11 protein-coding genes and 1 pseudogene are annotated in these 12210 nt (G+C 43.1%); 4 read left to right on the plus strand and 8 right to left on the minus strand.

The genetic code is table 11. The features are described 5' to 3' along the window. Window positions 1-50 precede the first annotated feature (50 nt). Window positions 51-767, plus strand: coding sequence for a tRNA (guanosine(46)-N7)-methyltransferase TrmB (gene trmB, locus HUK62_RS11870; protein WP_005400603.1), 717 nt, complete (start codon window positions 51-53; stop codon window positions 765-767). 158 nt (window positions 768-925) lie between these two features. Here trmB and HUK62_RS11875 read toward each other — a convergent pair whose 3' ends face one another. The 8 genes from HUK62_RS11875 to HUK62_RS11910 form a co-directional block, all read right to left on the minus strand. After that, window positions 926-1627, minus strand: coding sequence for an IS1 family transposase (locus HUK62_RS11875; RefSeq protein ID WP_004282345.1), 702 nt, complete (start codon window positions 1625-1627; stop codon window positions 926-928). A 33-nt stretch (window positions 1628-1660) separates the two neighbouring features. Beyond that, entirely contained in the window at window positions 1661-2401 is a 741-nt protein-coding gene (locus HUK62_RS11880) for a fatty acid desaturase (RefSeq protein ID WP_176537957.1), read from the minus strand. Window positions 2402-2524: 123 nt separating this feature from the next. Further along, on the minus strand, window positions 2525-3298 hold the full coding sequence (locus tag HUK62_RS11885; RefSeq protein ID WP_176537958.1) for a Rossmann-like and DUF2520 domain-containing protein: 774 nt from the start codon (window positions 3296-3298) through the stop codon (window positions 2525-2527). A gap of 90 nt (window positions 3299-3388) precedes the next feature. Then, window positions 3389-4186 (minus strand): thioesterase family protein, encoded by a 798-nt coding sequence (locus tag HUK62_RS11890; RefSeq protein ID WP_176537959.1) that lies wholly within the window; start codon window positions 4184-4186, stop codon window positions 3389-3391. 53 nt (window positions 4187-4239) lie between these two features. Beyond that, window positions 4240-4914, minus strand: a complete 675-nt coding sequence (locus HUK62_RS11895; protein WP_176537960.1) for a class I SAM-dependent methyltransferase — start codon at window positions 4912-4914, stop codon at window positions 4240-4242. A gap of 70 nt (window positions 4915-4984) precedes the next feature. Further along, window positions 4985-5977 carry a biotin synthase BioB gene (gene bioB / locus HUK62_RS11900; RefSeq protein ID WP_176537961.1) on the minus strand — a complete coding sequence of 331 codons (993 nt, stop codon included), beginning with the start codon at window positions 5975-5977 and terminating at the stop codon, window positions 4985-4987. A 49-nt stretch (window positions 5978-6026) separates the two neighbouring features. Beyond that, a complete protein-coding gene (locus tag HUK62_RS11905) occupies window positions 6027-7715 on the minus strand; it encodes an AMP-binding protein (RefSeq protein ID WP_176537962.1) in 1689 nt (562 codons plus the stop codon). A gap of 100 nt (window positions 7716-7815) precedes the next feature. Then, complete coding sequence (locus HUK62_RS11910) at window positions 7816-8442, minus strand: TetR/AcrR family transcriptional regulator (protein ID WP_176537963.1); 627 nt, start codon at window positions 8440-8442, stop codon at window positions 7816-7818. Between the two features lie 149 nt (window positions 8443-8591). On the opposite strand from HUK62_RS11910, the gene HUK62_RS11915 reads away from it, so the two are divergent. The 3 genes and pseudogenes from HUK62_RS11915 (at window position 8592) to HUK62_RS11925 (ending at window position 12206) form a co-directional block, all read left to right on the plus strand. Beyond that, on the plus strand, window positions 8592-9764 hold the full coding sequence (locus tag HUK62_RS11915; protein WP_176537964.1) for an isovaleryl-CoA dehydrogenase: 1173 nt from the start codon (window positions 8592-8594) through the stop codon (window positions 9762-9764). A 36-nt stretch (window positions 9765-9800) separates the two neighbouring features. Continuing rightward, a pseudogene (locus HUK62_RS11920) lies at window positions 9801-11401 on the plus strand (carboxyl transferase domain-containing protein). Between the two features lie 10 nt (window positions 11402-11411). After that, window positions 11412-12206 (plus strand): enoyl-CoA hydratase/isomerase family protein, encoded by a 795-nt coding sequence (locus tag HUK62_RS11925; RefSeq protein WP_151836394.1) that lies wholly within the window; start codon window positions 11412-11414, stop codon window positions 12204-12206. Window positions 12207-12210 lie beyond the last annotated feature (4 nt).

Raw genomic sequence — 12210 nt, forward strand, 5'->3', positions numbered from 1 at the left:
CTGCTCAGGACTTACAATACCGCTTTCGAATTTCTACATCTGCCAAAATTATGACGAATGATCAATTAGACCAGCAAGTCGTCGAGCTAGACAACTTAAATGAACACCGCGAAATTGTGACATTTATGCGTCGTTCATCTCCGCTGAACACCTCGCAACGTACTGCGCTTGAACAATATGGTCACATGATTTTGGAATATCCTGTAGGTGACCTACGCCAGCAGTTTGAACATCCAGAACGTCCGCTCACGGTTGAAATCGGCTTTGGTATGGGACGTTCATTGGTCTTGATGGCACAGGCCAACCCTGAACGTAACTATGTCGGGATTGAAGTGCATGTTCCGGGGATTGCGCAATGTGTGTATGAAGCTGGAATTGCAGGTTTAACCAATCTTCGTCTTTTAGATGCAGATGCCATTCAAGTATTACGTGAAATGCCAGATAACAGCATCAACGCTGTGCAACTGTACTTCCCAGACCCATGGCAGAAAAAACGTCACTTCAAACGTCGCTTCGTATCCCATGACCGTATGCCACTGGTTGAGCAAAAGTTAGAAATGGGTGGCACATTCCACGCAGCGACAGACTGGGAACCATATGCAGAATGGATGATTGATGTACTCGATAACCGTCCAAATCTTGAAAATATGGCAGGAAAAGGCAACAGCTACCCACGTCCAGACTGGCGTCCACAAACTAAATTTGAACGTCGTGGACTCGAAGAAGGTCATAAGATCAACGACTTCTTATTTAAGAAAATTAAATAAATTTTAGATCTCATAAAAATAGGGCCAAGAGCCCTATTTTTATGGCCGATGTTTTAAAACACATGCCGAATTTCAACCGTTGGATCATGTTCATCCAAACGTTTTGCCAAAATATGTAAACGTCGTGTCGGGGTGGTGTTTCAAAAAGTATGCTGGCGTTAAACAAATCCGTTATTAAGGTAAAAGAAAGTCAAATCAAAGGCTTTAAAATGATTTTCGAGCTTTTTAGAAAAGTTGCAACTTCTCCTAAATCCACGCCTGATTCGATGACGAATTCTACAATTGTTACCTTCAATACCGACGGTAAAAAACTTACCGATCACTTGCTTGCAACATTGAAATGCTGTAATAAAACTATCCCAATGATCACTCGCAATTCGAGCATATTGAACCCCAAGCTTTTTAAGTCTAGCTTTAAGACGTTGAACCGTTGCTAAATCCCGCTTACCCCAAACATAAGCAACAATTTCTCCAGATTCTCGATGGTAGGCATAAATAAGCCATTGTTTATTTTTCTTATTCCCTACAAAAGTCCAAAGTTCATCGACTTCAAGACATTCGTAGTGGCTTTGTTTAGGCTGAATCTGATAGATCGATTCACTTAAGGTTCGTAATACCTTGCCAATGCTGATACGCTCGACTTCAGCAATATCTCTTACACCGCTTCCTCTGACCATTAAATGTAATATCTTGCCGGTAATACCTGAGTTACATCCTTGATAGCTTAATGCATGATCACCAATAAACTGACGTTTGCAATCTTTGCATTGATGGTTTTGTTTCCCATCTACTTTGATGCCATTTCTCTTTATATTGTTACTTAGACAGGTAGGACATTTGATTTGTAGCGTTATTTTCATACCTCTATTTTATCAAAAGCCATATTGTTTTTTTCAGCATACTTTTTGAAACACCACCCGTGTCGGCACTGCGGGAAACAAATGATGCTCCACATGATAAAACATGTTGTAGGTCACGATCCGTTTAAACTCATTACGCACAGTACGCGCCATATAGACATGATCTTCCGTATCATGATGTACCGTCCACACCGCAAAAAATGCCGTCATACATTGCCCAATCAACATGGCACTGACATGGTATTTTAAAATACTGATATCCAAGACCATAAAAACCAAAAACAAGACAATGACGTTGGCAACCAGCTCAGCAGACATCCATTTTTTCTGGGTTTTAGTCCCAACCTCAAAGGCTTTTTTATGTAATATCCATGGAAAAACTGGGCCAAAAAGCAAAGCTTGCCACCACTTCATGGTTGCACTTTTTGCTTCAATATCTTCGTCCTGCATAAAGTGCTGATGGTGGCGGAGGTGATTAATTTGTACAGCATGCATCGAACCGAGCATGACGATGCTCAAAACAAACATGACCCAATGAGTCGCAGGACGGCTAATACCTAAGGCAAAATGAAAAGCGTTATGCACCTGTCTAAGCCCTGTTAAGAAAAACATAAACGAGCAAAACAGCGCCAAGACATACCACTGTAAACCTGCAAAAATGAAAGAGACGATCAACCACGGTAAAGAGATAAATAACTCACTGATCACATCGGTACGACCTAAATGAACGAGATCTTTCCACTGCACTTGTTCTAATAATGAATGTGAACGCATATACCCTCTATTTGTATTTATTTTAAGCAACACTGTACCGAATCTTAGGGCATAAAAAAAGCCACGTTTTCAGTGGCTTTGCTTGTTCTTTGTGACTCGCTTCTTCGTTTATTATTTTAAATATCAACTGTGACGTTGACTGATCTGCTGACTCATTAAGGCATATACGTCAGCAAGATCCGCTCGTTGAGCTTGCGCGAGCATCTGTTGATGCATCTGTAGAATATTCTGATCCTGACGCATCGCAGGACCAGTTTGCATCTGCTTCGGGTCATTCTGTGTAGCTTTCTGTGCGGTTTCTAAGATCAATGGTTGTAGCAGATTAAAATCGACCTGCTCTGCATCCACCACTTGTTTCGCCATGTCAAAACAATAATTACTAAAATTACAGGCAAAAACGGCCGCTAAATGCAAACTTAGACGCTGCACAGAGCTATAGCTATACACGCGTTGACTCAGGCTTTCTGCAAGTGTATGTAGTCTTTGAAGATCCGTATTTTCAGTGGCTTCTACAAACAACGGTGTATTTGACCAATCAATTTCACGTTCTAAGCTAAAGGTCTGTAAGGGATAAAAAACTCCTGCACGTGCATGTTTCGTAGACAAAACTGAAAGCGCTGTACTCCCCGAAGTATGTACAATCAACACATTCGGCATATATTCAGTCAAGGCTGAAATTACACTCGGAATAGACTGATCACTTACCGCAATAATCACCAAATCAACATCAGCATTTAACTGCTTAAAATGACTGACCGCCTTTGCATGTACGACTTGTGCCAAATCTGTAGCTTTGTCGAAGCTTCGGCTATAAATATTGACGATTTCATGCTGAGACATCAGGGCTTTGGCCAAATGATGAGCCACCCGCCCTGCTCCAATTAAACTGATCCGCATCTTCATTTCACTATTTTAAAGTGCCTACAGCATGCCAATAAAAAAAGGATGAAGCAATTCATCCTTTTTTATTAAATTGACACTGACCAACTAAAACTTACGCAGGGTCAAAATCTGTTCACTACGACCAAATGGGCCTTGCTCATCGTGCAAAACCGCACTGGTTAAGCCAATACCATCATCACCATATTGCTGAGTCGCTTCCAAACCTAACCATTTCCCTTGGGGTAAACGGTATAAATGCAGTTGTAGATCTAAATTGGGAAAACCCCATCCAGATGCTGGATTTTGACGTGGGACAATACCGTTGGCTGTATCCACCATACCCAATAAACGCACAAAACTTGATGTGTCCTGAGCTTCCACCATGTCCAAATCATTATGTAACCAGACAATGCCTTTACCCGCACGGTGCCCTTCTGCCGCACGTGTCTCAATACTCTGGATATAACCACCCAGCCAACATTTCATCCCATCCCATACTGGCAAAGTTTCAGGATGTACAATCGATTGATCTTCTAGCCCTTCAATTGCACTGGTATCTTGCTTCATCATTTTCCAAGCACGGGCCACAATACAAGTCTTCCCGTTTGCCTGCATTTCCGCCTCGATCAGTTCAATGGTTTTTCCAGCACGAATGACACGGGTATGCACCGTAAACTCACCAAAAGCGATCAGTCCAAAAATATCTAAACTCACGCGTCCAATACGCATCTCATCACGTGGTTGAAACTGCTCTAACTCTGCACACAAAACCCCTGTTGCAGGTGCCATGTGCTGTTCATGCGGGTTCCATGCGCCTTGTGCATGAATATTGGAAAGATAAGACGCCGTACAGCTCCCATCACTGTGCTGTTCACGATTTAAAAGTTGATAATAGGCCGCCATGTGTATTCCTTCATTCTTATCCTTAAAATGTATCTTTTTACTGCCATTGGTTTTTACTTTTTTGCAAAAAAACCATAATAATTCAAGAGTTGACTATAAGTTCGTACTTCATGAAATCCAACTTTAGTCAGAAGCTCTTGCATCTGGCTGGCCGAAACCAAATAAAAATCTTGTTGCAGGCGCTCAATCATTTTTTCACTCTGTACCACCGTCAAACCATTGCTCTGACATAAGGTTTGTAAAACCTTGAGTTCAGTGTCATCACTGGAACGCATCAGGTCATAGCTGAGTAAAATAGCTTGTGTTTTAAGACAGCGTAAAATGTCGGCAAAGAAGAATAGCTTTGCTTCAAGTGGAATAAAATGCGCCACCAATATGGCTAAAGCGGCATCAAACTGTGCACTTTCCTGTAAGGTCGTCGTATCACGATGCACAAAGTGAACCCGTGCTAAATCACTATGGGTCTCGCTCAATAACTGCTGCGCTTTTTCAATCATGGTCAAAGATGGGTCGGCAGCGGTAAAACTCCACGTCGGATGCTGCGCCAACAAATATGAAAGCTCATAACCTGTACCACATCCCACAATCAATACGTGCGCATGTTCTGGTAGATGTGTTTTTAAAATGGCTTGAATTTGCAGATGAACCAACTCATAACCTGGAATGAGCTTACGAATATGTTGATCATAACCATCCACTACAGTTTGACTCTGAAAGTCTTTCGCCATTTTATTGTTCACTCATCTACTTTTATTCGTCGCCCTAAATCTACACTTTCATCACCGCATGTTCTAGCACTTAAGCCACAGCCATAGCATCGACCGTTAACTCAGTAAGTTGCGGTTTGGCTTTTTCTGCATGTAGACCCAGTTTTTGAAAGAGTTGTTGATCCTTGCCTTGTGCTGTATTTGGTGTGGTGAGTAACTTTTCGCCCGAAAACAGTGAATTTGCACCGGCCATAAAAGCCAAAGCTTGGTCGGCATCGGACAACGATTCACGTCCCGCAGATAGACGAATATAACTTTTCGGCATAATAATGCGCGCTACGGCAATAGTTCGAATCCACTCCGTCACATCTAACTTGTCAACTTCTGCCAAAGGCGTACCTTTCATTGGAACCAGCATGTTGATCGGCACAGACTCAGGATGTATCGGTAAAGTTGCCAATTCAAACAATAAACCAATTCGATCTTTGGTCTCTTCACCTAGGCCAACAATCCCGCCACTACACACTTTTAAGCCTGCCTCTCGAACATGACTTAAGGTATCCAAACGGTCATCAAAACTACGGGTACTAATCACATTAGGATAGTACTCACGCGACGTGTCTAAGTTATGGTTGTAATAATCGAGTCCTGCACCTTTTAAACGTTCGGCTTGAAAGGCATTCAGCATGCCTAACGTCATACAGGTTTCTAAACCCAAAGCTTTAACTTCACGCACCATATCCAAGACATAAGGCATATCGCGCTCATGTGGATTTCGCCATGCCGCGCCCATACAAAACCGTGTAGAACCCGAGGCTTTCGCCTGCTGTGCTTCGCTAATGACCTTTTCAACCGCAATTCTTTTTTCAGCTTCAAGCTTTGAGTCATAGCGCGCAGACTGTGAACAGTATTTGCAGTCTTCAGGGCATTTTCCTGTTTTGATCGACAGCAAAGTACTGACTTGAATGGCATTCGCTTCAAAGTACTGACGATGAATTTGCTGTGCTTGAAAGACCAAATCTAAAAAAGGCTGTTGGTAGAGTGCTTGTGTTTCAGCGCGAGTCCAATCATTTCTCAGGTGCATATGCTATTCCTTTTGCTTTAACCCAGCAAAGGAAAGTCCGTCTTCAACCTTATGCGATTTCTTTCAAATCCAGTTCATTATGCATAAATTCCTGCAATTTAAACTTCTGCGCTTTGCCCGAAGCCGTCATTGGGAACTCATTAAAAAACCGGACATAACGTGGAACTTTATTGTGTGAAATATGTTCCGCACAGTACTGACGGATCGACTCTTCAGTAATTTCATGATGCTCATGTAAAATAATACATGCACACAACTCTTCACCATAACGCGCATCTGGCAGACCAATCACTTGGACATCACTGACATCAGGATGGGTATATAAAAAGTCTTCGATTTCTTTCGGGAATAAGTTTTCTCCGCCACGAATGACCACATCCTTAATTCGGCCTTTAATTTTCACAAAGCCTGCTTCGTCCATTTCTGCGATGTCACCCGTATGCATCCAGCGTGCTGAATCAATCACTTCTCCTGATTTTTCATGGTCTTCCCAATAACCCAACATTACCGAATAGCCACGAACACATAGTTCACCCAACTGACCGCGCGGCACAACTTTGCCTTGCTCATCTACAATTTTAATTTCAAGGTGTGGATGGACACGCCCCACAGTTCCGACCCGTTGTTCAACTGAATCGGAGGTTGAACTTTGTGCACTGACAGGTGCCGTTTCAGTCATACCATAGCAAATGGTAATTTCAGACATATGCATCCGATCAATAACACGTTGCATAATTTCACGTGGGCACGGACTACCCGCCATAATGCCTGTACGTAAACTAGAAAGATCAAAATTATCAAACTGTTCATGCTCTAAAATGGCAATGAACATGGTCGGTACACCATATGCGGCCGTACATTTTTCTTGCTGAATGGCTTTTAACGTTTCTAAAGGATTGAACACCGCCGATGGATAGACCATGGTTGAACCATGCGTAATACAGGCCAAATTACCCATCACCATACCGAAACAGTGAAAGAGCGGTACAGAAATACAAACTCGATCGTTAGGACTTAAGTGAATGGCTTCACCAACAAAATAACCATTATTGAGAATATTATTATGTGTCAGCATTGTGCCTTTCGGGTTACCTGTGGTGCCCGAAGTAAACTGGATATTGATGGTTTCATCAAACTGCGATTCGCTTGCAACGAGCTCTAATTGATTGAGCTGTCTCTTGCTGGGGGGAGTGAGCAAATCACTAAAACGATGCAAACCCGTATGCTCTTCTTCATCAATTTTAATAATATATTTTAAATGTGGCAGTCGTTCTGCCTTTAACACTTTATTTTCAGCACCTTTAATTTCAGGGGCAATTTTCATTAGAATATCTTGATAATTCGTGCTTTTAAATTGCGATGCAATGACCAAGCCCTTACAAGAGACTTTATTCATCACATATTCGAGCTCATTACTTTTATAGGCAGGGTTCAAGTTGACTAAAATGATGCCCGCTTTAAACGCAGCAAACTGGGTGATCGTCCATTCCACACAGTTCGGTGACCAAATCGCAAGTCGATCGCCTTTCTTCAAGCCCAGTTTTAGTAAACTACAGGCAAACGCATTGACCTGAGTTTGCAATTCCTTATACGTGAGTCTGACATTTTGATGCAGGCTGACAACAGCATCTTGTTCCGCATACTGCTGACAAGCCTGATCAAATTTCTCACCAATCGTCATGCCTAATAGGGGCTGACTGCTCGTTCCATAGGCATAACTTAACCGTTCTTGTGTCATCAAATCGATCTCCTTGATTCATTATCATCTTGTTATTGAACTTTAATTGTTCTATGACTACTTCCCTTCAAGCACCAAGCCTTTGTGTTCACACCTGCTACTATTTTTCCTCCTGAACCTGAACTGCATTGACACAAAATTCGGCAATTTGTTTCACAAAGTAGTCTTTATAGTTTTGATCAAACATCACATTTCGAGACGGATTTAAAGGCTCAATCACCACAAAAGTCATGGCGCCGACCACACAAAGTGCTGCGGTATTTAAATCTTCAAATCCAAACTCACCGTTAATTTTCCCTGCGGCCAGTATTTCTTTGATGCTCTGTTTAATTAGCTGTTTACTGCGAAAACGTTCATGTTCTAACTCAGCATCGACTGGTTCAAACATGAGTGAATACGCTAGTTGGGGGCTATTCATGGCACGTTTCACAAACGTGGTTACCGCCTTGTCCAATTTCTGTTTTGACGAGAGCTCACTTTCAGCAATGTGATTTAAAATTTTCACCTCATGCTGAATGGCCTCAGACAAAACCTCAATTAACACTTGGCTTTTGTTATCGAAGTATCGATACACCAAACCACTCGAAACACCCGCGCGTTCAGCAATTGCTTGAATTTGCGCGTCTTTAATCCCCCCTTGAGCAATAAGTTCACGAGCGGATTGCAAAATCGCTTCCCGATTTTGTTCCATTCGTTTTTGCATCAACGATGATCTTTTATAACTCATAATTCTATTCTCAACCAGATAAAATGAATTGCAAATCAATTTGTGAATTTTAGTTCACTTTTTTTAAAAATTCGATGTATTGTAAAAATCAAGCACAACAAAAATGCTTTATCAGGAACAATAAATACACTCATAGGACGAATGAAGAAATGACCCTACAAAGCTTAAATTTTGGTTTAGATGAAACACTCATTGCACTGCGTGATTCCGTTGCGGCTTTTTGTGCCAAGGAAATTACTCCTATTGCGCAACAAGTCGATCAGAACAACGAATTTCCAGCTCAGTTGTGGAAAAAATTTGGCGATATGGGCTTACTCGGTCTGACCGTCAGTGAAGAATATGGCGGTACAGGACTGGGTTATTTAGCGCATATCATTGCCATGCAAGAAATCTCACGTGCTTCAGCTTCGATAGGTCTTTCTTATGGTGCACATTCTAACCTATGTGTGAATCAAATTAACCGAAATGGCAGCGAGGAACAAAAGCAGCGCTATTTACCTAAACTAATTTCAGGTGAATACGTCGGTGCACTTGCCATGTCTGAACCAAACGCAGGCTCAGACGTAGTCAGCATGAAACTCAAAGCTGAAGATTGTGGCGATCACTTCCTGTTAAATGGTTCAAAAATGTGGATCACCAATGGTGGTGATGCTGATGTGCTTGTGGTGTATGCCAAAACTGATCTGCATGCAGGCGCTAAAGGCATGACAGCCTTCCTTGTAGAAAAAGGCATGGAAGGTTTTAGTCATGGCACACATTTAGACAAGTTGGGTATGCGTGGTTCGAACACTTACCCTCTGTTCTTTGACAATGTAAAGGTGCCAAAAGAAAACGTAATGGGCGGTGTAGGAAACGGCACGAAAGTACTTATGAGTGGTTTGGACTACGAACGTGCGGTTTTAAGCGCAGGTCCTTTAGGCATTATGGATGCCTGCATGGACACCGTGATTCCATATATTCATGACCGTAAACAATTCGGCCAAGCGCTCGGTGAGTTCCAGTTGATGCAAGGCAAAATTACCGATATGTATTCAACTTGGTTGGCATGTAAAGCGTTGGTCTATGCCGTGGGTGCTGAGTGCGACAAGGCTGACCATAGCCGTAGCCTACGTAAAGATGCAGCCAGTGCAATTTTATATGCTGCTGAAAAAGCCACATGGATGGCAGGTGAAACCATTCAGACCTTAGGTGGAAATGGTTATATCAATGAATTTTCTGCAGGCCGTCTATGGCGTGATGCAAAACTCTATGAAATTGGCGCGGGAACTTCTGAAATTCGCCGTATGTTGATTGGCCGTGAACTGTTTAATGAAACAGCTTAATCCTCCACAACAATAAAAATGACAAGGATGTTCGTGATGAATCAATTACATAGCAAGATCAATATTCGAAGTGAAGACTTCAAAACCAACCAAACCGCGATGCAAAGCTTGGTCGATGACTTAAAGCAAAAAGCAGAACAAATTGCTTTAGGTGGCGGTGAAGCGGCGCGACAAAAACATTTGGCACGCGGAAAACTGTTAGCACGTGATCGTATTGATCAGTTAATTGATGCAGGCACGGCATTCCTTGAAATTGGTCAGTTGGCAGCACAAAACGTCTATGCAGACGATGTACCTGCGGCTGGTGTCGTTGCTGGTGTAGGTCAGGTCAATGGTGTGACCTGCATGATCGTAGCCAACGATGCGACAGTGAAAGGCGGCACGTACTACCCTTGACGGTGAAAAAACACTTACGTGCTCAAGAAATTGCGGAGCAAAACCATCTGCCATGTATTTATTTGGTGGACTCAGGTGGTGCCTATTTACCAATGCAGGACGAAGTTTTCCCTGACCGTGATCACTTTGGACGTATTTTCTATAATCAAGCCCGCATGTCGAGCATGGGAATTGCCCAAATTGCAGTGGTCATGGGGAGCTGTACAGCTGGTGGTGCATATGTACCTGCCATGTCTGATGAAACTATTATTGTGCGTAATCAAGGCACGATTTTCTTAGGTGGCCCACCGCTGGTGAAAGCGGCAACAGGTGAAGTGGTCAGCAGTGAAGACTTAGGCGGTGGTGATGTGCATACTCGCCTGTCAGGTGTGGCCGATCATTTGGCTGAAAACGACGAACATGCAATTGCCATTGCACGTAACATCGTAGCCAATCTGAATAAAACACCACATACACGTGCAACAGAGATTGAAGAACCGTTATTTGATGCAACTGAACTGTATGGCGTTGTGCCAAGTGATGCCCGTAAACCATTCGATATTCGTGAAGTGATTGCGCGCATTGTCGATGGTTCACGGTTTGATGAATTCAAAGCTCGCTTTGGCACCACCTTAGTCACTGGTTTTGCCAAAATCTATGGCATGCCGGTTGGCATTATTGCCAACAACGGTATTTTATTTTCAGAGTCTGCACAAAAAGGGGCTCACTTTATTGAGCTCTGTACGCAGCGCAATATTCCCCTACTGTTCCTCCAGAACATCACTGGCTTTATGGTCGGTCGCCAATACGAAAATGAAGGCATTGCCAAAAATGGCGCCAAACTGGTCATGGCTGTTGCAACCGCAAATGTCCCGAAACTTACCCTTGTGATTGGTGGTTCATTTGGTGCAGGCAACTACGGTATGTGTGGTCGTGCCTATTCTCCACGCTTCATGTGGACATGGCCCAACTCGCGTATTTCGGTCATGGGTGGTGAACAAGCGGCAAGTGTATTGTCGACCTTAAAACGTGATCAAATCGAAAAACGTGGCGAGTCTTGGTCTACAGCAGAAGAAGATGATTTTAAACAACCTTTCCGCGATCAGTTTGAACGTCAAGGCCATCCATATTATGCATCGGCACGTTTGTGGGATGACGGTGTGATTGACCCTGCACAAAGCCGTCAGGTGCTCGGTTTAAGTTTAGCCGCAGCCTTAAATGCACCCATCCAACCGACCAAATTCGGCGTGTTCCGAATGTAGGAGATGAGCGATGAGCTTTCAATATTTACAACTCGAACAACGCGATCAAGTGGCAACGGTATGGATTAATCGTGCAGAAATGCATAATGCCTTCAATACTCAAGTGATTGAAGAACTGCACCGCTGCTTTAGCGAGCTCAACACGCGTGATGATGTGCGTGTCGTGATTTTAGCTGGACGTGGCAAAAGTTTCTCAGCAGGTGCTGACCTGAACTGGATGAAAGAAGCAGGACAAGCCTCACAGGCTGAAAATGAAGCCGATGCATTAAAACTAGCGAAAATGCTACAAAGTTTAGCGACTTTAAAACAACCGACCATCGCCCGCGTACAAGGCATTGCATTTGGTGGTGGTATGGGACTGGCTTCTGCCTGTGATATTTGTGTCGCAAGCAGTGATGCTAAGTTTGCGACCTCTGAAGTGCGCTTAGGTTTAGCCCCTTCAACCATTAGCCCTTATGTGATTCGTGCGATTGGTGCACGTCAGGCTTCACGCTACTTTTTAACCGCAGAACGTATCTCTGCGGAACAAGCCCTACACATTGGTCTAGCTCATGTGGTGGCCGATGCTGAACAGTTAGATGAAAAAGTCGCAGAAATGGTCGATGCCTTACTTTTGGGTGGGCCAGAAGCACAAACGTCTTCAAAACAACTCATCCAAATGGTCGACCAGCAAGTGTTAACTGAAGCATTGTTGTTGCAAACCGCACAACATATTGCCCATGTACGCCAAGGATCAGAGGCGAAAAATGGCTTAAATGCTTTTTTAAATAAACACAGTCCAGTCTGGATCAAAACGACGGCATAACAAC

Source organism: Acinetobacter sp. NEB 394 (assembly GCF_013374795.1).
Lineage (GTDB): Bacteria > Pseudomonadota > Gammaproteobacteria > Pseudomonadales > Moraxellaceae > Acinetobacter > Acinetobacter johnsonii.

Coding starts and splice junctions, on each gene's coding strand:
- HUK62_RS11925 (WP_151836394.1), top strand. CDS start 11,412: ATGAGCTTTCAATATTTACAACTCGAACAACGCGATCAAGTGGCAACG.
- HUK62_RS11915 (WP_176537964.1), top strand. CDS start 8,592: ATGACCCTACAAAGCTTAAATTTTGGTTTAGATGAAACACTCATTGCA.
- HUK62_RS11910 (WP_176537963.1), bottom strand. CDS start 8,442: ATGAGTTATAAAAGATCATCGTTGATGCAAAAACGAATGGAACAAAAT.
- HUK62_RS11895 (WP_176537960.1), bottom strand. CDS start 4,914: ATGGCGAAAGACTTTCAGAGTCAAACTGTAGTGGATGGTTATGATCAA.
- HUK62_RS11905 (WP_176537962.1), bottom strand. CDS start 7,715: ATGACACAAGAACGGTTAAGTTATGCCTATGGAACGAGCAGTCAGCCC.
- HUK62_RS11885 (WP_176537958.1), bottom strand. CDS start 3,298: ATGCGGATCAGTTTAATTGGAGCAGGGCGGGTGGCTCATCATTTGGCC.
- HUK62_RS11880 (WP_176537957.1), bottom strand. CDS start 2,401: ATGCGTTCACATTCATTATTAGAACAAGTGCAGTGGAAAGATCTCGTT.
- bioB (WP_176537961.1), bottom strand. CDS start 5,977: ATGCACCTGAGAAATGATTGGACTCGCGCTGAAACACAAGCACTCTAC.
- trmB (WP_005400603.1), top strand. CDS start 51: ATGACGAATGATCAATTAGACCAGCAAGTCGTCGAGCTAGACAACTTA.
- HUK62_RS11890 (WP_176537959.1), bottom strand. CDS start 4,186: ATGGCGGCCTATTATCAACTTTTAAATCGTGAACAGCACAGTGATGGG.
- HUK62_RS11875 (WP_004282345.1), bottom strand. CDS start 1,627: ATGAAAATAACGCTACAAATCAAATGTCCTACCTGTCTAAGTAACAAT.